At 69.2% G+C, this 21,752-nt stretch carries 16 protein-coding genes and 2 tRNA genes; 6 read left to right on the forward strand and 12 right to left on the reverse strand.

Annotated elements, in window-relative coordinates:
- Window positions 1-51: 51 nt before the first annotated feature.
- Together ACP96_RS00075 and ACP96_RS00080 are read right to left on the reverse strand one after the other, a co-directional pair.
- Window positions 52-693: a polysaccharide deacetylase family protein gene (locus ACP96_RS00075; RefSeq protein WP_050031630.1), complete on the reverse strand. Its 642-nt coding sequence runs from the start codon at window positions 691-693 to the stop codon at window positions 52-54.
- Between the two features lie 255 nt (window positions 694-948).
- Window positions 949-2,463, reverse strand: coding sequence for a phosphoenolpyruvate carboxykinase (ATP) (locus ACP96_RS00080; RefSeq protein WP_050031631.1), 1,515 nt, complete (start codon window positions 2,461-2,463; stop codon window positions 949-951).
- 339 nt (window positions 2,464-2,802) lie between these two features.
- On the opposite strand from ACP96_RS00080, the gene rdfA reads away from it, so the two are divergent.
- Window positions 2,803-3,426, forward strand: coding sequence for a rod-determining factor RdfA (gene rdfA / locus ACP96_RS00085; RefSeq protein ID WP_050031632.1), 624 nt, complete (start codon window positions 2,803-2,805; stop codon window positions 3,424-3,426).
- Between the two features lie 485 nt (window positions 3,427-3,911).
- On the opposite strand, the gene ACP96_RS00090 is transcribed toward rdfA, so the two are convergent.
- Window positions 3,912-3,986, reverse strand: a tRNA-Glu gene (locus tag ACP96_RS00090).
- Between the two features lie 132 nt (window positions 3,987-4,118).
- On the reverse strand, window positions 4,119-5,183 hold the full coding sequence (locus ACP96_RS00095) for a M28 family peptidase (RefSeq protein ID WP_050031634.1): 1,065 nt from the start codon (window positions 5,181-5,183) through the stop codon (window positions 4,119-4,121).
- Between the two features lie 103 nt (window positions 5,184-5,286).
- On the opposite strand from ACP96_RS00095, the gene ACP96_RS00100 reads away from it, so the two are divergent.
- The gene (locus ACP96_RS00100; protein ID WP_050031635.1) at window positions 5,287-6,396 is read left to right on the forward strand and encodes a zinc-dependent metalloprotease; all 1,110 of its coding nucleotides are present in this window, start codon (window positions 5,287-5,289) and stop codon (window positions 6,394-6,396) included.
- 515 nt (window positions 6,397-6,911) lie between these two features.
- Here the strand turns inward: ACP96_RS00100 and ACP96_RS00105 are convergent.
- From ACP96_RS00105 to ACP96_RS00115, 3 genes are all read right to left on the reverse strand, one after another.
- Window positions 6,912-7,406 (reverse strand): CBS domain-containing protein, encoded by a 495-nt coding sequence (locus tag ACP96_RS00105; protein WP_050031637.1) that lies wholly within the window; start codon window positions 7,404-7,406, stop codon window positions 6,912-6,914.
- A 162-nt stretch (window positions 7,407-7,568) separates the two neighbouring features.
- On the reverse strand, window positions 7,569-7,973 hold the full coding sequence (locus ACP96_RS19435) for a hypothetical protein (RefSeq protein WP_237561584.1): 405 nt from the start codon (window positions 7,971-7,973) through the stop codon (window positions 7,569-7,571).
- 520 nt (window positions 7,974-8,493) lie between these two features.
- Window positions 8,494-8,647 (reverse strand) — tRNA-Met (locus ACP96_RS00115).
- A gap of 191 nt (window positions 8,648-8,838) precedes the next feature.
- Between ACP96_RS00115 and ACP96_RS00120 the strand changes: the two genes are divergently transcribed.
- Together ACP96_RS00120 and ACP96_RS00125 are read left to right on the forward strand one after the other, a co-directional pair.
- Window positions 8,839-10,221 carry a DUF7115 domain-containing protein gene (locus ACP96_RS00120; protein WP_050031640.1) on the forward strand — a complete coding sequence of 461 codons (1,383 nt, stop codon included), beginning with the start codon at window positions 8,839-8,841 and terminating at the stop codon, window positions 10,219-10,221.
- 120 nt (window positions 10,222-10,341) lie between these two features.
- Window positions 10,342-11,589, forward strand: coding sequence for a mechanosensitive ion channel family protein (locus ACP96_RS00125; protein WP_202593890.1), 1,248 nt, complete (start codon window positions 10,342-10,344; stop codon window positions 11,587-11,589).
- Here ACP96_RS00125 and ACP96_RS00130 read toward each other — a convergent pair.
- The 3 genes from ACP96_RS00130 to mutS all read right to left on the reverse strand — a co-directional run bounded on the left by ACP96_RS00130 (window position 11,582) and on the right by mutS (window position 18,145).
- A complete protein-coding gene (locus tag ACP96_RS00130; protein WP_154020372.1) occupies window positions 11,582-13,402 on the reverse strand; it encodes a right-handed parallel beta-helix repeat-containing protein in 1,821 nt (606 codons plus the stop codon). The two genes, ACP96_RS00125 and ACP96_RS00130, sit on opposite strands and share 8 nt — an antisense overlap.
- A gap of 128 nt (window positions 13,403-13,530) precedes the next feature.
- Window positions 13,531-15,300, reverse strand: coding sequence for a DNA mismatch repair endonuclease MutL (gene mutL, locus ACP96_RS00135; protein WP_050031643.1), 1,770 nt, complete (start codon window positions 15,298-15,300; stop codon window positions 13,531-13,533).
- A complete protein-coding gene (gene mutS, locus ACP96_RS00140; RefSeq protein WP_050031645.1) occupies window positions 15,290-18,145 on the reverse strand; it encodes a DNA mismatch repair protein MutS in 2,856 nt (951 codons plus the stop codon). The genes mutL and mutS overlap by 11 nt, the downstream gene beginning before the upstream one ends.
- Window positions 18,146-18,257: 112 nt before the next feature.
- On the opposite strand from mutS, the gene ACP96_RS00145 reads away from it, so the two are divergent.
- Window positions 18,258-18,800, forward strand: coding sequence for a J domain-containing protein (locus ACP96_RS00145; protein ID WP_050031647.1), 543 nt, complete (start codon window positions 18,258-18,260; stop codon window positions 18,798-18,800).
- 41 nt (window positions 18,801-18,841) lie between these two features.
- Here ACP96_RS00145 and mobA read toward each other — a convergent pair whose 3' ends face one another.
- Complete coding sequence (mobA, locus tag ACP96_RS00150; RefSeq protein ID WP_050031648.1) at window positions 18,842-19,537, reverse strand: molybdenum cofactor guanylyltransferase; 696 nt, start codon at window positions 19,535-19,537, stop codon at window positions 18,842-18,844.
- A gap of 162 nt (window positions 19,538-19,699) precedes the next feature.
- Between mobA and pdxS the strand changes: the two genes are divergently transcribed.
- Window positions 19,700-20,608 (forward strand): pyridoxal 5'-phosphate synthase lyase subunit PdxS, encoded by a 909-nt coding sequence (gene pdxS, locus ACP96_RS00155; RefSeq protein WP_050031649.1) that lies wholly within the window; start codon window positions 19,700-19,702, stop codon window positions 20,606-20,608.
- A gap of 37 nt (window positions 20,609-20,645) precedes the next feature.
- Here the strand turns inward: pdxS and nirK are convergent, their stop codons facing one another.
- Complete coding sequence (gene nirK / locus ACP96_RS00160; protein ID WP_050031650.1) at window positions 20,646-21,746, reverse strand: copper-containing nitrite reductase; 1,101 nt, start codon at window positions 21,744-21,746, stop codon at window positions 20,646-20,648.
- Window positions 21,747-21,752: the final 6 nt, after the last annotated feature.

The raw sequence follows: 21,752 nt of genomic DNA on the forward strand, positions 1-21,752 counted from the left end.
TCGGGGACCGAGCCGTCACGCTCGCGGAGAACAACGGAGCGATCGGCCGGGTCACGTGACCAGATCGACCGGATCACCCGGCTCCCGATCGTGGTCGCACAACCAGCCGACGAACGCCTCGAACAGCGCGGGCGAGTTCGCGGCATCGTGAAACAGCACGATTTCGGGGTCGTCCGTCGCGAACGGACCGACGGCAGCCTCGAACCGGTCCCGAAGTTCGGTGACCGAGTCGGTCGTCCAGTCCTCGACACTGCATGTCCACGGCCAGTGGTGGAGTGTCTCCCCGTCAGTCCCAACTTCGACGATCCGGTTCGGCCCCGCGAACCCGCGCTCGCGCAGGGTTCGCTCGAACCGGGCGGCGCGTTCGCCGCCGGTGTCGCCGTACGGGAACCGGAAGAGCTTGGCGGGGCGCGTCGCTCCGACTCGGTCGTAGGCCGCCTCGATGCGGCGCTCCGTGCGCTCGATCTCGCGGACGAATTCTGCCTCGGACAGCTCGGACGCGCGGGGGTGCGACCACGTGTGGTTGCCGAGGTGGACGCCCTCCCGCACGGCTCGCGTCGCGTACTCGGGGTGGCAGTCGAGACGGCTCCCCTCACAGAAGAGGAGCGCCGGCACGTCGCGGGCCGCGAGCGCGTCGAGCTTCTCGTCGAGGGTCGACGAGGGGGCGTCGTCGACGGTGAGATAACAGGTCATCTGCGATCTCTTGCAGCCGTTTGACGCGTCGCGACCGGACGTAGTAAACGTGACGCTAATCGACGATCAACGAGTAAGAGTTATGTGACCGTCGAACCACCATTCGCGTATGCGTTCGACATGTACCCAGTGTGGAGACACAGTCGCGAGAGACCACGGCTCGCTCGTCTGCCGAAACTGCGGCCGCACGTTGCGGCACGGCGCCGACTGACTCTTCGACGATCGGTACCGCGCTTGACCGCCCGAAGCGCCCTGCTAGTACATCGCGTCGCGGATGTCGTCGTCGAGGTCGTCGAACCGGTCGAGGTACTCGCGGCGGTCCTCGCGGAGCGCGTCCCGGGCTGTCTCGAAGTCGCCGACGCGGTCGGCGACGGCGAACCGCTCGATGTCGATCCCCGGAACGTCGCTCGGGACGGTCAGCCCGAGGTCGTCGTCGCGCTCCCACTCGATGCGGTTCCGGGCCGCTCCCTCCAGCACGGCGACGGTCTCCTCGACGCCGACATCGATCGGATCGTCGGTCCCCACCGCGCCGGTGTTGATGACGTAACACTCGACGTCGAGGTCGGCGATGAGGTCGCGGAATCGGTTCCCCTCCTCGCCCTCTGAGCCGACGATGAACGGGTTGGTCCCGACGACTCGGATCGGCTCGCCCACCCGCGAGGGGTCGCCCGCACTCGTCTCGACGGACTCCCCGAGCATGAACGCGACCGCGGCCTGCTCGTGGTCGAGGCGTGCAATCGGTGGCATGAGCGGGTTGCGCGTGATGAAAAACACCTGATCGACGCTGTCTAGGTCGATGTCGTCCGCCGAGCTCTCCAGTCGGTTCCGTCGGATGGTCGCCCGCGCGTTGCGTCCGTACCGGGGCTTGTCGAAGTGGACCGCGCCGTCCTCGTCGACCGCCACGTTCTCCAAGACGGCGCTCTCGTCCGTCGCGGCGCTGTGCAGTTCGGGCTGTTCACCGGCGTCGAGGCCGATGGTTTTGATGTAGAGGCCGCCGCCCTCGCTTCCGGCAACGCTGCCCGAAGGGAGGAGCGCGCAGACGTCGTCTTGGATCATCTCGACGCCTTCGGGGTCGTCGAGCCAGAGCCCGTGGCTCGTCAGCGTTGATTTTCCAGTTCCAGAGAGCCCGAGGAACAGCTGCCCCACGTCGCGGGTGTCGTCTCCCTCGATGAGCGTGACGCGCTTGCTCCCCGCGTGGAGGCCTAATCCGCCCTGTCGCTTCGCGCGGTGCATGAACAACCGGAGGAACGACTTCTTCGCCTCGCCCGTGTAATCGCTTCCGAGGACCGTCGTGACGCCCTCCTCCGGGTGAACCCGGATTCGGGGATCGTCCGTCGCGTCGGGTAACTGCACCGTGACGAAGTCCGGCGATCGACCCTCGGCCGGTTCGAGGAGCTTCGCCCACGAGAGCGCGATCCGACCGTACGCCGCGGGGAGGAACAGCCGACACGCGTATGAGGTCTCCGCGTGTCGACCGACGACCCGGTCGACGCAGACGACGTCGTTGTCCGAGTCGTTCACCCACTCGACGCCGCGCGCGAACACGTCGTAATCCCCGTCACCGAAGTCGTCGTCGATGACGTTCGCCGTCGCGTCGGCGCTCCGCGATCGATAGTCGCTCACGTACGACGGCGACCCGTACTCCGTCGTCACCTCCTCGCCCGCCGACAGCTCGCGTAACTCCGCAAACGAGGGGTTGTACGTAACGTGGTCCGCTGTCGCCGGATCCGGATAGTCCGCGGGTTCCGGGACCGCGTCATGGAAAGCCATGTACGGCATTCCGAGCGAGAGTATAATAAGCGTACTGAACGGTGGAACACTGTCCAAAGCCGAGCCGCTATCAGTCGAAGCAGCCGCGTCAGCGCGGACGGTAGCTGCTCGAACTCCCCTGCCCTCAAAATATATCTAAAATGGTGTTTAAGAAAACGTGCGTGATATCTATAATATCTATCAATCGCATTTGGGGCCGTTGATCCCGTCCGGGGTCACGAGTTCCGGACGGTGTCGACGGCGGTCGTCGTCGAGGCGGACACCGGCTCGGTTATCTTCCGAACGATCAGCGGGGCGAGACACCGATGATTTTGTCACGTCCGGGATCGAACTCCGGGTATGACCACCGAAGCGAGCGGGACGAACACGAAGGTCGCGCGCGTGATCCGGGAGTACGACCTCGACGACATGGGAGCGAACTTGGAGGCCGCGTGGACCGGCGAGGCGGGCGAGCGGACGAGCCTGCGGGATCTCGCCGACGAGTTCAACGAGGCGGTGTTGGAGGCAGCCCTCCGCGAGGTCGGCGTCTCGTCGCTCAGCGTCGACGTATCGAGCACGTACGAGGCCCTCCGCGGCGAGTCTGGATCGTCGGCGACGCGGGCGCGTCGCCGCCTCGAACGCGAGGGGATCGACGTCGACGAGCTCACCGGGGACTTCGTCACTCATCAGGCGATCCACACGTACCTCACGCAGGAGCGCGAGGCGAGCCTCCCCGCGGCGGACGACGATATGGCCGATCGAAAGGTCGAGACCATTGAGAAGCTGCAGGGACGGGTCTCGGCGGTCGCCGAGTCGGCCATCTCGTCGCTCGCGAACGCGGAGGAGCTGGACCGCGGCGACTACGACGTGCTCGTCGACGTACGCGCCGTCTGCCCGAACTGCGGGACGGACGCGCCCGTCGGGGAGATAATCCGGCGAGGCGGCTGTGGCTGCACGGCGGAGCCCGTTACCGACGATGGGTGAGTCAGGTATCACGGCGGCTCGCGACGTGACCGACACTGCTCGCTCAACGCATGTCCGATCTGCCAATATATCAGAATGATATTTATTATTGTAATCTGATATTCTCTGCGGATCAACCGCAGGCTTGCGGTTCGAAAAACGAATCTCCGAACAAGCAAGTGGTGGTGGTTGTATTATCTATACGTATGACTACACTTACTCAACCGATTTTACAACCAATCCGAATCACGCCTTTTCAACCATGACAAGAGTCGAGATCGCACTAATAGACAGTATTTACTGGTGTCGTGACACTTAATCTGAGCCGCGGAGTACTTTGCGTGTCCAAAACATCATTATTCTTGCATATATGTGAGATTGATGATTTCTTGCTACGCGCCATTTGAACCACTATCTGATCGACTGCGGCGATATCACTCGTCACTGTCGAGGTCGAATACGACTGCCGCAGATGCTGTCGCTCAACGGTTTGTTCGTCGTAGAAATGCTCCGGCTGGGATTCGAACCCAGGTCATCACCGTGAGAGGGTGATATGATTGGCCGGACTACACCACCAGAGCGCACGTCCGTTCGACGCAATTACGGGTATGGCAGGATATTGTAAAACTGTTCCGTTTCGACCCTGCCGTGTCCCGGTTTACCGTGCCTGACCGTCTCGCTGCTGCCGGCGTAACGCATCGCTCGCGTCGACTTCACACGTCGACTGCGAAGGAGGTCGCGTCCGCAGCGGCGTCGGCGATCGCGGCAAGGAGATCGGCCACGGCGTCGAGGTCGCCGGTGTCGACCACCTCGACCGGCGTGTGCATGTAGCGGTTCGGGATCGAGACGTTGAGCGACGGGACACCGCCTCGGGACGTGTAGAAGGCGTCGGCGTCGGTACCGGTCCGGGAGCCCGCCGCCTGCAGCTGTACGTCGATGTCGTCGGCAGCGGCGGCGTCACGTGCGAGCTCGACGAGGACGGGGTGGTTCGCGCTGCCGCGGGCGATCACGGGGCCGGCACCGAGCTCGACCGGCCCCCGGTGCTCGCTGTCGACGTCGGGGTTATCGGTGGCGTGGGTGACGTCGACGGCGACGAACGCGTCCACTGCGTCGAGGTCGACGCCGACCATCTGTGCGCCCTTGAGCCCGACCTCCTCCTGCACCGTGGAGACGGCGTAGACGGTGGCTTTGGCGTCGCGTTCGGCGGCGCGGCGGAGCCCCTCCGCGGCCGCCCAGGTGCCGGTCCGGTTGTCGATCCCGCGGGCGGCGATCCGGTCGCCGACGAGCTCTTCGACCGAGGTCGAGAAGGTGACGGGGTCGCCGATCTCGACGTGTTCCCGGGCCTCCTCGGCGTCGGCCGCGCCGATGTCGACGAACTGCTCGGCGATCTCCTCGTACTCGTCCTCGGAGGGGTCGCGCAGGTGGATCGCGGTCTGGCCGATCACGCCCTGCACGGGCTCGTCGGCGTGGACGGTGACGTGCTGCCCCTTCGAGACGGTGCGGTCCGAGCCGCCGATTCGGGAGATCCGGAGGAAGCCGTCGTCGAGCACGTCGCGGACGATGAAGCCGATCTCGTCGGCATGGCCCGTCAGCGCAACGGTGGGCGCGTCGTCGTCGCCCTCGTGGACGGCGACGGCGTTGCCGTAGGCGTCGATGGTGACCTCGTCGGCGAAGCCGCGGACGTAGTCGGCCCAGACCCGCTGGCTCGGCGTCTCGAAGCCGGAGGGACTGGCGGTCGCGAGCAGGTCGTCGAGAAACGCTCTCTGAGAGTCGCGCATACGCGTGTTGGTCCGGCGGTCGGCAAGAAACCGCCGATACGGGGCGGTCTCTCTACCCCCTCACCGACACAAGGGACTTGAGGCGCGCTCCCCTCCAGTCCGTATGGACATCCTCCGAAGCCTCCGGACCGTCTCCGAGGCCAGCGGGCCGGGCGTCGTCGACTGGGAGCGGGCCGCGACGGCCGCGAAGGCGGGCACCGATCCGGGGTCGCTCGCGCTCAGCGACGCGGAGCGGGCGGGGTACGCGACCGACGTGCGCGACGCGCGCACCCGACTCCGCGAGGTCGCAGGCATCGAGTTCGACGTGCCCGACGCGATCGAGGTGCAGAACCGTCACCACTGGATCGACGCCAGCGTCGACACGTTCCGGAACGTGATGGCGCCGATCGAGGCGGCCGCGACCGGGGACGAAGAGTCGGCCGGCGTGGCCGGCGGGTCGGCCGGCGGAATCGTCGACCCCGCGGGCGGGCCCGTGGACCTCCCGGCCGGCGACCTCACGCGGGGATTCGCGCGGGACCTCTCGCGGGTCGCCAACACCGGGTCGATGGCGTTCACGCTCGGATTCTTAGCGCGCAACGTGCTCGGCCAGTACGACCCGCTCCTGTTGGCCGACGAGCCCGACGCCGACCACGGGCTCTACTTCGTCCACCCGAATATCGTCGCGGTCGCGGCGTCGCTCGACGTTGACTTCCCGCGGTTCAGGCGCTGGATCGCGTTCCACGAGGTGACGCATGCGGCGGAGTTCGGCGCGGCGCCGTGGCTCCCCGAGTACCTCGAATCGCGGGTCGAGCGCGGGATCGAGGGATTCACCGGCGGCGGGGGATCGGCCGGTAGCGACGGACTGACCGCCGGCAATCTGCCGGTCGACGCTCTGGACACCGAGCCGTTCGCGGAGCTGCAGGCGGCGATGACGGCGGTCGAGGGGTACGCCGAGGTGCTGATGGACCGCGCGTTCGACGGCGAGTACGCCGACCTCCGCCGGAAGCTCGACGAGCGCCGTGGCGGCGGCGGTCCGATTCAGCGGCTCGCGCGCCGGCTGCTCGGGCTGGGACTGAAGCGTCGGCAGTACGAGCAGGGCGCCGCCTTCTTCCGCGAGGTCGTCGACGCCCGCGGAATCGAGGCGGCTGGCGTCGTCTGGGAGCGCCCGGAGAACCTTCCGACGAGCGCCGAACTCGACGATCCCGCGGCGTGGCTGGTGCGGGTCGACCCCTGAGGAGGCGGACGAGCGAGCGACTCTCGGTGTGTGGACCAGTCACCCCTCGATAGCGACGGTTACTTATAAATGAACGAGGCGATGGCGTGCGCCTGCGAGCGGGCCGTAGGCCCGCGAGCAGACCGCGCGAGGGAGTCGGCGCGGCGCTTTTAAGCGCCGCGCCGACGAGGCTGGGGAGGCGCGAGGTGCGGTTGCGGTGCGGGTGGGACTCAAAGGGGCAGCCGTGAGGGCGGCGCAGGCGATGTAAGCACTACAGGGAGCGAGCAACGCGAGCGACCGAAGCGCACAGCGAGCGTGCGCCGCCCTCACGGCTGGGGCTTTGGAGGTGTTCTCCGAGCAGTGTTCGATCGCTTATAAACAACCGGCTGGGGCTTCGGAAGTATTCACCACCGAGTCACCGATCACATATCGCTGAGCGGCTGGAGCTTTGACGGTGATTTTTTCTCTCGACCCGCAATCTGCTACTTATAAACGATCGACTGGAACTCCACCGCAGTTCGACTACACCACCGATCTTACGTCAGTCGCTTATCGCGGAACGCCCGAATAACGTCTTGACGGGCGATGATACCGACGATCCGACCTGCATCGTCGACGACCGGGACGCGGTTGATGTTCGGATCATCGCCGGTGAGCAGATCGAGCACCTCGTTCATATCTGTCTCGGGCGTCACTGTCGCCACGTCGGTGCTCATCACCTCCGAGATCGGGCGGTCGGCGTTCCGCACCATGTCGACGCCCAGATCGAGGTCGGCCCACGGCGCCTTCACCTGATAGGTGAGCGTGTCGACGAACGGCGGGAGCCCGATCGGGATCCACAGCGTCTCGTCGTCCGGCTCGAACAGATCGACGAGGTCAGACTCGGTGACGACGCCGACCAGCCGGTCCTCGTCGTCGACGACGGGGAAGCCGCTGAAGTCGTACCGAGCGAACTTCTTGAACACGTCGGCCACGTCGTCGTCCGGGGCGACCGTCTTCACGTCGGGTTCCATCAGGTCACGCGCTTGCATACGGTCGCCGTCGCGGCCGGGACCCGTAGGCGTTTCGACCGGCGCCGTGTTCGGATTGGAGATGGGTCTGAACGTAGCTCCTGTTAACAACCAGACTCGGATCAATAGTGGGAGTGGAACTGTTCTCTTCCAGATGGGGTGTGACTCCCGAACCAGAGCCGGTTAGAGCTCCGGCGTCTGTGACGCGTCAACCGGGGTTGCTGTCGATCGGTTCGGAGCGTCTCGCCCGTCTCGCAACTGGAGGTACGCCGACGCGATGATCGCGTAGTACGGCAGGAAGAACACCGTTGTGAGAACGACCGTCACAACGTCGGAGACGACCGCCATACCGGCGAGATCCAACAGGGATCCGACGCCGCCGAGGAGCCCGCCGAACAGCGCGGAGACGACGACGAGGAGACCGAGTTTGAGCCGGGACCCGCGAGCCAGCCCCCAGCTCCGCTTGAGGCTACCGATGAGACCACGATCCTCAACGGCGACCGCGAAGATGAAGAACAGGAACGACGCCGCGAGGAACAGCCCCGGGAATAACAGGAGGATGGTCCCGATCATAATCGAGAAGCTCACGATCACTCCGCCGACGAGTGCGATAGCTGTTGCACGCCCAAGTCGTCGCGTCGACGTTGCGGGGAACGTCGATACGTCACTGAGCGGCTGAGCGAACGTTCGCGAGAGAACGACAAAGAACGTCGAGCTCAAAACCGTGAGCGCGATGAACAGCGCGATTCCAACACTTCCGGGAATGGGAAGCGCAAGTCCGACATTCTGCTCGAACTGCTCGGCCGCCGCTGGCGGGAGAAACCCCAACACGGCGCTGTTGACGCTTGTTTGAACCCCGAGCTGGATGATAAGGAACCCCAAAAACAGGATCCCGCCAGTTCGACTGACTGTCCGTCGAATGCCGTCGCTAACCGCCTGGGTAAGTTGGAGGGCCATTCCGATCGTGGCGTCTCTAGCAATGTTAATAAAATAACCGGAATAGACGAACGAGTCTGTTTCGACCCCAGTTCTGCTCGTTCGTCCTGTTGAGACTTCCGATATCTCCCACTAGAGAGATTTTGACGTATCACGTCAACAGTATAGTAGATGGCCGGGGTGGGCTCCGAACCCACGATCTCCGCATGTCCCAGGTCCGAGGCTCGGCGGAGCCACGGGAAGGACGCGGACGCTTCCAAGGCGTCACCGCACCGAATCTCTGAACCCTATGAGTGCGGCGCTATGTCCAGCTAAGCCACCCGGCCTCACTGTTCCGTACCGCGATGAAACCCTTTAACCTTCCCATCCGTCGGAAGGTTGCGAACCCGTGACAGAGTCGGCGGGGTCGACGGCGGGACCGACCGCGAGATCGGTGACGACGACCGTTTCCACCGCTTTCGCGAGGCGCCGACGCGGACCCCGCGGATTTATGGCCGACGGGGCGGATCTCCGGGATATGAGCCTTCCCGAACTGCTCGCGGGGACCGTCGGCGACGAGGAGGTCGTGGCCGAGGTCCCGCTCGGGGGAGCCGACCAACTCGCGGTCACGCCGACGCGGACGCTCGTCTACCGCGGCGACGGCCTGCTGTCGGACGAGTCGGTCGCGGAGTACTCCCACGACGTCGAGCGTATCGCGGTTTCGACGGGTCGCCGCAAGGCGAAACTCACCCTCGGCTACGGCCTCGACGGCGACGAGACGATCTCGGTGCCGGCCAAGCGCGCCGACGACGTCCTCCACCCGATCCTCGCGGGCGTCCTCTCCGCGAGGGGGGTCACCGGCCCCGGCGAGTCGGTCGTCCGCACCTTCCGCTTCTCCGAACTCACGCTCGTCGTCACCAGCGAGCGCCTCGTCAAACACGTCGGCTCCGCCGTCTGGGACGAGGAGTTCGAGGAGTTCGCCTACGCCGACCTCACCGACCTCGACTTCGAAGAGGGGACCGTCGCGACCGCGGTCGTGTTGACCCACGACGGCCGCTCCGAGCGGTTCAAAGCGCCCAACGAGTCCGCCCGTGCGGTCCGTGAGACGCTCGTCGACGCCGTCTGCGCGTACCACGGCGTCGACAGCGTCGAGGAGTTCCGCGTGACCGTCGCCGACGACGGAGACGACGCAACCGCCGACGCCACGGGAGACTCCGGCGGCACGACCGACTTCGGCGAGGGGCCCGACCCGCTGTCGGCCTCGCCGGTCGCCGACGCGGAGGAGGAAGCGGGAGTCGAAGCGCAGACCGGAACAGAGACGACGCCGAAATCGGGGGCTGTGGGTGATCGCGACCTCGACACGGGAACGAGGTCCGGAACGGACTCGACGTCCGGGGGCGAGTCGGTCGCCGGCAAAGAGCCGGCGCGCGGCGGGGATCCGACGCGTGCCGGAGAAGCGTCCTCGTCACTCGCGGAGGACTCCGCCGATGTCGCGGACGCGGAGTCCGTCGAAGGGCCGGTCAGCGGTCACGGGACCGACGCAGACTCGCTTACCGACGACCCGCTCGGCGACGATCCGATCGCTGACGACCCGGTCGCGGACGCGGAGACTGATCCGATCGCCGGCGCGGACCCGACGGCCCGCTCCGAGACCGACTTCGCGAGCGATGCCGCGGGAGAGGCGACCGCAGAAGAGATCGCGGCGACCGAGACGACCGATCCGACTGACCCCGCCGGCGCCGAGGCGACCGACGCGGACGCCTTCGACGGCTCGCCGTTCGAGAGCGCCGGCGTCGAGGGTGAGGACCTCGCGACGGAAGTCGCGGAGCTCCGTCACACCGTCGAACAGCAGTCCGAGCGTCTCGACAGGCAGTCCTCGCTCATCGAACAGCTGATCGAGGAGCTCCGTCGCGGTCGATGACCCCGGATCGGAGGCTCCGACCCGCCGAATCCGGGGTCGGTGAAGCCGGATCTCCGGCCCGTTCTCTCGGGCGATAGCCGCAGGGGACCATTTTTAAATGCGAAGGAGAACCGTCGGACAGTGACCGCACAACTGGGAACGCGACTCGACGCACTGTTGGGGAGCGTCGCGACCACGGAGGCCCGCGTCGCGGTGACCGCCGGGATCCTGATCGCAACGCTCGCCGTCGGTTGGCTGCTCCTCCCTCGGGTCGTCCGAGCCGCGGAGCGCGTCGCGACGCGCTGGCTGGAACGGTTCCTCGACGGGCGGGGGGAACACTCGATAGAGACGATGCGGGAGGCCGTGCCGACCTCGTTCGCGTTGCGGTTCCTCGTCGGGGTCCTCCAGCTCGCGCTGTTCGCGCTCGCGGCCGTCGCGATCTTGGCGCTGTGGGGACAGTTCGCGATCGTGGTGGCGGTGCTTCCGGTCGCGGGGAACGCGCTCTCGATCGGCGCGCAGGCGTTCCTCTCCCTGCTACTCCTCGGTGCCGCCTACGTCGCGAGCGACGTGTTAGAGGAGTACGTCGAGGACCTCTCGGCCGACAGCGACCGCATCACCGCCCACCAAGAGCAGCTTCTCAGCCGGATCATGCAGGTGGGCGTGCTGGTGATCGCGGGGATAACCGTTCTCGGGATCTGGGGCGTGAACCTCGGTGGACTGCTCGTCGGGGCGGGCTTTTTAGGGATCGTGCTCGGGATGGCGGCCCGCCAGACGCTCGGATCGCTTATCGCCGGCTTCGTGCTGATGTTCGCGCGCCCGTTCGAGATCGGCGACTGGGTGGAGATCGGCGACGAGGAGGGGTTCGTCACCGACATCACCATCATGAACACCCACATGCGGAACTTCGACGGCGAGTACGTCGTCGTCCCGAACGACCTGGTCACCAACCAGGCGATCACGAATCGGAGCCGCGAGGGCCGGCTCCGGATCCACATGGAGGTCGGGATCGGCTACGACGACGACCCCGACGAGGCCAGCGAGATCGCCGAGGAGGTCCTGGCCGAGATCGACACCATCGCCAACAACCCGAAACCGTACGTTATCCCCTCCGGCTTCGGCGACTCCGCGATCTTACTCGACCTCCGCTTCTGGATCGAACCGCCGACCCCGCAGGCCCGGTGGCGCTCGAAGGCGACCGCCGTCGAGATGATACAGGACCGCTTCGCGGACGCCGGGATCTCCATCCCGTACCCGCAGCGGACCGTCTCGTACCCGCCGGAGACGGCGGAAGCGGCCGAGACCGTCGAGCGCGTCGAGCGCCTCGACGCCGACGGCGACGAGCGCGGGGGCCGCGGAAGCGACGGACGGGCGAGCGACCGCCCTACCTGAGTGGCGCCGCGCCGTCGATCGACGCGTCCGACTCCGCCGGCTCGAACGTCACCCGGACCACGTCGTCGAGAGTTCCGGCGAACCCGCCCGTGTCGACGCCCGCTTGGTAGGGCTCCGGGTCGTGAACGGCGGCGATTCGATACGCGCGATCGACGGAGAGCGACTGGTTCAGCTCGACGAACAGCACGGACTCGCAGTCCCCGCGCTCGCCGCCCCACGTCGGGAGCGTGACCGGGGTCGCGTCCGCCGCGGCGCGGATGACGTGCCCGTCGGCCAACCGCCCGTCCTCCCCGACAAGGATCGCGCCGGGGTCGTCGAACCCGTTGCGCTCGATATCTGACGGGTCGGTGACGTAGAACGTCCCGTCCCAACACCCCGCCCCGTACGGGTCGGCGCCAACGATCCGCCGGTACGACTTCGTCGCGACGTAGCCGACACCGCCCCCTCCGGGTTCGAGGCCGGGGCTATCGTCGGTTTCGAGACCTCCGACGCAGGATCCGGCGGAGACTTCGGTCCCGTCGGAGACTTCGGTCCCGTCAGAGACTTCGGTCTGATCCGACCCGTCGGCCCCGTCGGACTCCTTGCCTCGGCCGGCGTCGCCGGGCCGGTCAGCGCTCCACGGGAGGAACGCGACGCGGTCGCTGACCGGCTGCCCTCCCGGGTCTTCGAGGGGGTTGTCCCGATGGGTGGGTCCCGTCTCGTCGCCCCACCAGTTGCACGTCGCGTCGATGGGGTTCAGGTACGACGCCCGGTCCGCGACCGCACCGCCCTCCTCGTTGCCCTCGATGACGTTGTGCCGGAGCACCCCCTCGAACTCGTCTCCCGCCCGCACTCTGTATCCGACTTCGTTCCCGGCGAGGGTGCAGCCTCGGACTTCGAGGAAGCCGTCGGTGTGCTCGATGCCCGCCCCGGCGTTGTCCCGAACGTCGCAGCGGCGCACGGGGACGGGCTCGTCGAGCTGCGGACCGTCGGCCGGAGCCGTTTCGAGGTGCGGGCCGCCGTTCGACTCGATCGGGGACCGGCCGACGTGGGTCGCCCCGCGTCCCGTCTCTTCGTCCCCCGCAACCGAGGCGGGATCGACGGGGGCCGTCTCGATTCCCGGGCCGTCGTTCGCCTCGATCAGCGTCCGCTCGACCCCCGACCCGGCGGTCACCGGGAGCAGGACCCCGCCGCCGTTGCCCGCGGCGACAGAGCCCTCGACGACCGCCGTCGCGCGGGCGCCCGATCCGGCGGTGTCGAGCGCACGTCCGGCATTTCCCCGTATCTCGCAGTCGCGTATCGAGACGCGACCGTCGTAGACGTGCACCCCGTTACCGGCGTTTTCACGGATCGTCGAGCCCTTGCACGCAATCTCCGCCCTACCGTCGCTCCCCACGCCGTCGGCGGCGTTCCCCTCGATCGTCACCGAGGAGAGGGTCAGTGAGCTGTCCCACCCGACGTCGACGCCCAGCCGGAAGTTCCGCACGGTGAGGCTCTCGACGGTGACGCCGCGCGCGCCGTCCCGAACGCGGATTCCCGATCGCCGCCCGTCGCCTTCGAGCCGGTGTCCGCGCCCGTCGATCGTCACGTCGCTCGCGGCGATTTCGATCCCCTCCCCCGCCGCGGAGAGGTCGCTCTCGAGGACGTATCTCCCGGACTCGTCGACGGTCGTCGGCTCGGTGATCGTCCCCGGGCCGTCGTGGTCGCCGGCGGTCATCATCCGAACGGTCCCGAAGCCGGCGAACGCGAACCCGCCGACGCTTCTCTGAAGGACCGCCCGCCGCGAGTGCCCGTCCTGCGAGCCGTCGTCCGGCGGATTCGCTTCGTTCGACATGGACGGAGAGAGCCCCTCGGCTCTCATCGTTATGCGCCGGCGAATCTCGCGTTAGAAGCCAGCTACTCGCGTCTCGACGTTGGGTCGTCGAAGACCTCCGCCCCGCCCGGGTCGTCCGAAACCGCCGCTCACCCGTCCCGACCGAACCCCGCCGCGAACGTCGCCTCGTCGACCGAGAGGACGGTCGGCCGCCCGTGCGGACACGCGTAGGGGCGGTCGCACTCGCCGAGTCGATCGAGCAGCGAGCGCAGCTCCCCGGCGTCGAGCTCTCCGATCTCCCCGCGCTTCAGCGACGGGTGACACGCCAGATCGGCGAGCAGCGCCTCCCGAGCGTCCCGCGGCGACTCCCCGTCCGCGAGCGTCGCGAGCGCGTCGCGGAACGCGTCCGCGTCGGCCGCCCGCCCGAACGGTGCCGGGACAGTCCGGAGCCTAACGGTCCCCCCGCCGAACGGCTCCGCCTCGAAGCCGAGCGCGGCGAGGGCGTCGGTGTGCGCCTCCGCGGCCGCCGCCTCGTCGGCCGACAGCGACGCGGTCGCCGGCGGATCGAGCGGGGCGGTCGGCACCGCCTCGCCGTCGAACGCGCGGGCGAGCCGCTCGTAGTTCACGCGCTCGTGGGCGGCGTGACCGTCGATCACGAGCAGCTCGTCGCCGGACTCGACGAGCAGGTAGAGGTCGCGGAACGTCCCGATCGGATCCGCGTCCGCGAACGCCGCCGGGCGCTCGCCCTCGTCGCCGCCGACCGGATTCAGCGCCTCGTCGAGCCCGGTGTCGACCTCGGTCTTCCGCCGGAGGTCGGCGCCCGTGAGCGCGTCGGCAACGACCGACTCGACCGCGTCCGCGACCGCGCCGGCGTCGCGGAGCCCGACCTCCCGCTTGGCGGGGTGGACGTTCGGGTCCACGCGGGCGGGCGGCAGCGACGCGTCCACGGCCGCCACCGGCTCGCGGCCGTCGGGGAGCAGGCGGCCGTACCCCGCCCGGACCGCGGCCGCGAGCCGGTCGTTCCGGACCGGGCGCCCGTTCACCGAGACCCGGACGTGGTCGCGGGAGGACCGCGTCACCGAGGGGTACGCGAGGGCGCCGGACACCTCGACCGAATCTCTCTCGGATCCCTCTGTCTCGACCTCGACGCTCGCCGCGACCTCCGTCGACCGGCTCGCAGTCTCGCGGTCGTACACGCCGAGCAGGGCCTCCGTGATCCCCGTGCCCGGCGTCGACAGCGTCCGCGACCCGTCGTGCTCCAGCGTGAACGCGACATCGGGGTTCGCGAGCGCGTAGTCGGCGACCAGCGCGGAGACCCGCGCGAACTCCGCCGCCGCCCCCGCCAGCGACTCCCGGCGCGCGGGCCGGGTCGCGAACAGGTCCTCGACGACGACGGTGGTGCCGCGGGCGCGCCCGGCGTCGGCGACGGTCGGCTCTCCGGAATCGGCACCGCGGGTCGATTCGCCGCCCGACGCCACCCCATCGACGACCACCCGTGTCCCGACCGCGCTGCCGTCGCTGGTGACGAGTTCGAGCCGCGCGGCCTCGGCGATCGCCGCCAGCGCCTCGCCGCGGAAGCCGAGCGAGTCGACGCCCACGGGGTCGCCGTCGGGTGCGAGCTTGCTCGTCGCGTGGCGCTCGACCGCGAGCCGGGCGTCTTCGCGGCTCATCCCGCGGCCGTCGTCGGCCACGCGGATCCGGTCGGTGCCGTCGCCGTCGACCGCGACCTCGACCCGCGAGGCGCCGGCGTCGAGCGCGTTGTCGATCAGCTCGCCGACGACCCGAGCCGGACGCGTCACCACCTCTCCCGCGGCGATCCGGTCGACAGTGGCAGGATCGAGCCGGCTGACGCGGTTCAGTTCCTCCGACTTGTCCGGGTCGGTCTCGCCCCCGCCGCGGGCGCGCTCCTCACCCGCCATCGTCGACTCGCGACTGGAGGTCGTGGAGGGCGTTCAGCGCCTCTATCGGCGTCATCCGGGCGAGGTCGAGATCGCGGAGGGCGGCGGTCAGATCTGTCCGGGAGCCGGCCGACTGGTCGCTCTGGGGGTCGCCGTCGGTCGCGGAGTCGCTATCGCCCCCGGCGCTCGCGCCTTCAGCACGCTCCGCCTCCGCTTCACCGTCAGTCCCCTCTTCTTCCGCGAGGAACTCACGAAGCGAGGCGTCCGCGTCGCTGCCGTCGTCGCCGTCGGACGCGAGTTCGGCTCCGCCCGTCTCGTCGTCTGCCGCCTCGGCGTCGCCCGTCTCCGCGGTCACGAGGTCGCGGGACCGATCCACGACGGAGGCCGGAACTCCGGCGAGTTCGGCGACCTCGACGCCGTAGGACGAGGAGGAGGCCCCGGGGACGACCCGGTGGAGGAACGTCACGTCGCCGCCCTCGCGGGTCGCCGTGAAGTGGAGGTTGAAGACGCGCTCCCGCTCGTCGGCGAGGTCGGTCAGGTCGTGGTAGTGCGTGGCGAAGAGCGCGGTCGCGCCCAGCTCGTCGTGGATGAACTCGGCGGCGGCGCGGGCGATGGCGCGCCCGTCGGTCGTGGCGGTGCCGCGGCCCACCTCGTCGAGGAGGACGAGCGAGTCCGGGCCGGCGTCGTGGAGGATCTCCGTCAGCTCGCTCATCTCGCGCATGAACGTGGACTGGCCGCCGGCGATGTCGTCGGAGGCGCCGACGCGGGTGAACAGCCGGTCGAAGACGGGAAGCGAGGCCGCCTGCGCCGGGATGAACGACCCGGTCTGCGCGAGCACGACCGCGAGCGCGACCGACCGCATGTACGTCGACTTCCCGCTCATGTTCGGCCCCGTGATCACCGCGATCGACCCGCGCGGGAGGTCCGCGTCGTTCGGGACGAACGACTCCTCGGCGCGCTCGACGACCGGATGACGGCCACCTTCGATTTCGATGCCGGCGTCGGGATCGGAAGCGTCATCGACGATCTCCGGACGGACGTAGTCGCCATCGACCGCGACGGTCGCCAGCGAGCGGAGCGCGTCGAGCGCCGCGATCGCGTCCGCCAGTTCCTGAATCCGTTCCGTCTCGCTCGCGACGCGCTCGCGCACGTCGGCGAACAGCTCGTACTCCAAGGCGTCCGCGCGCTCCGCGGCGCCGACGATCTCCTCCTCGCGCTCCTTCAGCTCGGGGGTGTAGTAGCGCTCGCTGTTCTTCAGCGTCTGTCGCCGGCGGTAATCGTCGGGGACCCGGTCGAGGTTGGCGTCGGTCACCTCGATGTAGTAGCCGTGGACCTGGTTGTGGCCGACCGACAGCGAGTCGATCCCGGTGCGCTCGCGCTCGCTCGCCTCTAAGTCGGCGACCCACTCTCGTCCCTCCCGCTCGGTCGCGCGGAGGGCGTCGAGGTCGCCGTCGAACCCCGAACCGATCACGCCGCCTTCGGTGATCTCCGGCGGGGGATTCGCGGCGATCGCGTCGTCGATCAGCTCCCGGACCTCGGTCAGCTCGTCGAGGCGGTCGCGGAGGTCACGGAGGTGGTCGGTGCGGGGGAGGTCGGCGTCGTCGTCCCCGGAGACGGCGCCGTCCGCGCCCGCCTCGCCGTCCTCCGCCCCCGCCAGCGTCGCCTTCAGCTCCGGCACGACCGCGAGCGTCGCGTGCAGCGAGCGCAGGTCGCGGGCGTCGGCGCGCCCGCGGGAGATCCGGCCGACAAGCCGTTCGAGGTCGTAGGCGGCCCCGAGCGCGTCGGCGAGCCCCTCTCGGACCAGCGTCCGGTCGGCCAGCTCGTCGACCGCGTCGTGGCGGCTCCGGACCGCGTCGGCGTCGACGAGGGGGCGCCGGAGCCAGCGCTCTAAACACCGCCGGCCGAGCGCGCAGCTCGTCTCGTCGAGCGCGTCGAACAGGGTGTCGCTGGCGCCCAGCCCGCGGTTCTCGAACAGTTCGAGGCTGCGCTGGGCGGCCGCGTCGAGCCGGAGCCGGTCGCGGGGGTTGTACCGCCGGATCCGAGTGACGTACGAGAGCGGGCCGTCGTCGCCCTGCGTGTACTCGGCGTACGCGAGCACCGCCCCCGCCGCCCGCAGTTCGGCGTCGCCGTCGAACCGGCGGTCGGGGGCGGGGAGGTACGGCTCCAGCCGCTCGGTCGCGGCCCGCCGCTCGAAGGCGTCGGGGTCGTAGGCGTGGGTCGTCCAGCCGCGCTCGGCGTCGGTCGGCTCGAAGTCGGGGGAGTCGGGTCCCGCGATCAGCTCCGCGGGCGCGATCCGGTCGAGCTCCTCCGCGACCGCGTCGCGGTCGCCCGACGTGACGAGGCACTCGCCCGTGGAAACGTCGACGGCGGCGAGGCCGACGACATCTGACGCGTTAGTGCCGGCCTCGTCGCCTCCGCCCGCAACCGCGGCCACGTAGTTCGTCGTCCCGGCCTCCAGCAGCTCGTCCTCGACGACGGTTCCGGGCGTGATCACCTCGGTGACGGCGCGGTCGACGAGCCCGGACGCCTGCTCGGCGTCCTCGATCTGGTCGCCGAGCGCGACGCGGTAGCCCGCGTCGAGCAGCGATTCGAGGTAGGGCGCGGCGTTGTCGATGGGGATCCCGGCCATCGGGTAGTCGCCGGTGGAGTCGGAGCGCTCCGTCAGCGTCACCTCGCAGACGCGGGCGACCGCCGCGGCCGCCTCGCAGAATGCCTCGTAGAAGTCGCCGACCTGGAACAGCACGAGGGCGTCCTCGTGGGCCGCACACAGGTCGGCGTACTGCGAGAGCATCGGCGTCAGCTCCTCGCGGGCGGCGGCGATCCCCGGCGGGAGCCCGGTCACCGTCTCTCGGTCCGGGGTCGGCATACCACGTATCCGGGCGCCCGCGGGCATAAACGGTGCGGAGGCGAGCGGTGGAATCGTCCGAGCGGATCCGCCGCGCCCGAGCGCTTACAACGCTGGAGCCCCGAGAGAGCCCGTGACGAACCGCGCGATCGTCGTCGGCATGGCAGCGACGTTCATCGGGCTGACGGCCCTGTTGCTGGTCGCCGGAGTCGTCGTCTCCCCGGTCCTGTTGGCAGTCGCCGTTCCGTTCGCCGTCGTCGCGTACTTCCTCTGGTACCACGCCAGCGGCCGGCTCCGCGACCGCGTCCAACGCGAGGCCGCGGGGGCTGGCCCGAGTGAGCGCGCACGGGCCCGACAGCGCGCGAGAGCCGCCGAACACCGCCGGTCAGCGTACCGGTCCGCCGGCGCGACGGACGGCGGGTTCGGCCGCGGCGGGGCCCGGTCCGCGGCAGGCGGTCGCGGCGGCCCCGGAGACCCCCGAGACCGCGCCCCGCCGGCGAGCGGGATGTCCGAACGCGAGGCCTACGAGACGCTCGGCCTCGACCGGACCGCCGACAGCGAGGCGATCCGGTCCGCCTACCGAGAGCGGGCGAAGCGGCTCCATCCGGACGGAGCAGACGGCGACGAGGCGGCGTTCAAGGAGCTGAACAAGGCGTACGAGCTGTTGACTGACTGATTGCGGTCTTCCGTCCACTCCCGTCTTCTCTCGACCTCCGATCACCGAGCGTCGGCGTCGCGGCCGTCGAGCGACGCCGCGATCGCGGTCTCCGCTTCCGCGAGCTCCGCCCGCGTGTTGACGTTGGTGAACGTCTGTGCCGTGGTGCGCTCGCGGATCTCGGCGTCCCCGACAACGACGCGGTCGAGGTCGTCGATAGGCGCCAACACCTTCCGGTCGCCGCGGGCGAGGGCGCGGTCGCAGGCGGCCGCCATCGCGTCGGCGTGGTACACCGCCTGCGTCGTCTGGAGCCAGCGGTCGTCAAGCCGCGGGATCGCGGCCTCGCGCCCCGCGGCGTCCCCGCGGAGCGCGTCGAGGAACGACGGGTCGACGAACGGCATGTCGCAGGCGACCACGGCGACGTACTCGTTTTCGGCGGCCTGACAGGCGTTCCGGATGCCCGCGACCGGCCCCAAGTCGGGCTCGTCGTCGACCGCCCAGCGGCGGGGAAGCGGGAGGCCGTCGAGTGCGTCCTCGATCACTTCTCGCTGATCGGGCCGGCAGTTGACCACGAGCTCGTCGACGACCGGGTCGCCGCCGGCGGCGCGGTCGGCGCCCGGCGGGACGGGGTCGTCGGCGCCGGCGAGCCGGTCCGCGACGCGGCGGACCATCGGCACGCCTGCGAGGGGAGCGACGGCCTTGTCGCGGTCGCCGAAGCGGGTCGAGCGCCCCCCGGCGAGAATGGCTCCGGTTGTCACGGGTCGCCTATCGTCGCCGAGGGACTTCGCGGTTGCGGTCGGCCGGGGAGAGCGGTCGGCCGGGGAGAGCGGTCGGGTCGGATCCGCCGATCCGAGGCCCCGATGGCCCTTCAACTCCCGGCAAAGCGACCCGTTAAGTGGCCGGCGACCCACGGATCGGACATGGCAGAGGCCACGGATCTGGAGGAGCTGAAGCGGGGGACCGACTTGGTCAAGCGCGGCTTCGCGCGGATGCAGAAGGGCGGGGTCATCATGGATGTCGTCACCCGCGAACAGGCGCGGATCGCGGAGGATGCCGGCGCGGTCGCGGTGATGGCGCTGGAGGCGGTCCCGGCCGACATCCGCAAGCGCGGCGGCGTCGCGCGGATGCCCGACCCGCAGAACGTCACCGAGATCATCGACGAGGTGTCGATCCCGGTGATGGGGAAATCGCGGATCGGCCACCGCAAGGAGGCGGAGATCCTGGAGTCGCTCGGCGTCGACATGATCGACGAGTCGGAGGTGCTCACGCCGGCCGACGACGAATACCACATCGACAAGCGCGACTTCGCGTCGCCGTTCGTCTGCGGCGCCCGGAACCTCCCCGAGGCGCTCCGGCGGATCCGCGAGGGCGCGGCGATGATCCGGACGAAGGGCGAGGCCGGCACCGGTGACGTGAACCAGGCCGTCCAGCACCAGCGCACCATCAAGAACCAGATCCGGACGCTCACCGGACTGAACCACGAGGAGCGCGAGAAGTGGGCCCGCGAGCACGGCGCCCCCCGCGATCTGGTCCACGAGACCGCCGAGGCCGGCCGGCTCCCGGTCGTCAACTTCGCGGCCGGCGGCATCGCGACGCCCGCCGACGCCGCGCTGATGATGCACCACGGCTGCGACGGCATCTTCGTCGGCTCCGGCATCTTCGGCGCGGAGGACCCGGTCGAGATGGGGAACGCGATCGTCGAGGCCGTCAACAACTGGGACGACCCCGACGAGCTCGCCGACATCGCCTCCGGCATCGGCAAGGGGATGAAGGGCCAGTCAAACGAGGATATGGAAGAAGAAGAGCAGCTGCAGGGCCGCGGCGTCTGAGCGCCTGTTTATAGGTGATCCGCGGTTTCGGTCCCACTCAGGCCGACCCCTCGGTCCCCGGATCATACACGTCTGAGTTCGATTCTCCCTCGACGTTGACGACCGCGAGCGCGCCGCGCCGGCCGGCCCGCGAGAGCGCGTGATCGACGATCTTGATCGGTCCCGAAACCGGTAGCTCCATCTCGCCGACCGTCGCCGTCCCGGGCGCGACCGGCGTCGTCTCGACGTATTGACCGGGGTCCGAGACGAGGTCGCCGTCGCGGTACAGCCGCGACCAGACGTTCCCGATCGGGTGCCACGAGCTGGACTGGTTCGGGCCGCCGTTCACGAAGAACACGCGGACTGTCTCGCCGACCGCGGCGTCGATCGCGCCGAGCCGGTCCTTCGTGAAGCCGTGATCGGTCCCGTTGAACACGACGTACGTCGGGTCCTCGTCGAGCATCGCGCCGTGGTCGAACGCGTGGTGGCCCTTCTCGCCGAGGTCGCCTTTGGTGTACAGCTCGTGCTGGCCGAGGTAGAGCTCCCGGTCCACGGTCGGTAACCCTCCCTCGGGCTCGACGAGGATCGTGCCGAACATCCCGGCGCTGACGTGGTGGTCCATCGCCGGCACCGCGCAGTGGTAGGTGAACAGGCCGGGATACTCAGCGCGGAAACTGAGTTCCGCTGCGTCGTCGCCGGGCACCAGCGTCGTTTCGACGGCCCCGCCGCCGGGGCCGTACACGGCGTGGAAGTCCACGTTGTGGATGTCGCTGTTGTCGTCGGCCGGCACCTCGAACCGGAGGTTCACGGTGTCGCCCCGCCGGACCCGGATCATCGGTCCGGGGACCCGACCCTCGAAGGTCATGTACTCGAACGTGACGCCGGGCTCGATCTCCGCGACGAGCTCCTTCGTACGGAGCGTCACGTCGTGTTCGCGCGGCTCGTCCCAGTCGACCGGGGCCGGCACGTCCGTCGGGTCGGCCGCGATCCGGTCGGCGTCGACGTCGCGTGCGGGGTCCAGCTCGGGGGCGACCCGCTCGGTCTCGCCCTCCGGCGTCGTCTCCGCGTTCACCGGCGCGCCGATACAGCCGGCGACGGCGCCGACCGCTCCGATCCCGAGTGCCGAAACCACCTTCCGCCTGCTGAGGTCTTGTGACATGATTCT

This window comes from Halorubrum halophilum (assembly GCF_000739595.1).
Classification (GTDB): domain Archaea; phylum Halobacteriota; class Halobacteria; order Halobacteriales; family Haloferacaceae; genus Halorubrum; species Halorubrum halophilum.

Excerpts from the sequence above, each read along its gene's own strand:
- ACP96_RS00075 (WP_050031630.1), bottom strand. The coding sequence starts at position 693 with ATGACCTGTTATCTCACCGTCGACGACGCCCCCTCGTCGACCCTCGAC.
- ACP96_RS00080 (WP_050031631.1), bottom strand. The coding sequence starts at position 2,463 with ATGGCTTTCCATGACGCGGTCCCGGAACCCGCGGACTATCCGGATCCG.
- rdfA (WP_050031632.1), top strand. The coding sequence starts at position 2,803 with ATGACCACCGAAGCGAGCGGGACGAACACGAAGGTCGCGCGCGTGATC.
- ACP96_RS00095 (WP_050031634.1), bottom strand. The coding sequence starts at position 5,183 with ATGCGCGACTCTCAGAGAGCGTTTCTCGACGACCTGCTCGCGACCGCC.
- ACP96_RS00100 (WP_050031635.1), top strand. The coding sequence starts at position 5,287 with ATGGACATCCTCCGAAGCCTCCGGACCGTCTCCGAGGCCAGCGGGCCG.
- ACP96_RS00105 (WP_050031637.1), bottom strand. The coding sequence starts at position 7,406 with ATGCAAGCGCGTGACCTGATGGAACCCGACGTGAAGACGGTCGCCCCG.
- ACP96_RS00120 (WP_050031640.1), top strand. The coding sequence starts at position 8,839 with ATGAGCCTTCCCGAACTGCTCGCGGGGACCGTCGGCGACGAGGAGGTC.
- ACP96_RS00130 (WP_154020372.1), bottom strand. The coding sequence starts at position 13,402 with ATGTCGAACGAAGCGAATCCGCCGGACGACGGCTCGCAGGACGGGCAC.
- mutL (WP_050031643.1), bottom strand. The coding sequence starts at position 15,300 with ATGGCGGGTGAGGAGCGCGCCCGCGGCGGGGGCGAGACCGACCCGGAC.
- mutS (WP_050031645.1), bottom strand. The coding sequence starts at position 18,145 with ATGCCGACCCCGGACCGAGAGACGGTGACCGGGCTCCCGCCGGGGATC.
- pdxS (WP_050031649.1), top strand. The coding sequence starts at position 19,700 with ATGGCAGAGGCCACGGATCTGGAGGAGCTGAAGCGGGGGACCGACTTG.
- nirK (WP_050031650.1), bottom strand. The coding sequence starts at position 21,746 with ATGTCACAAGACCTCAGCAGGCGGAAGGTGGTTTCGGCACTCGGGATC.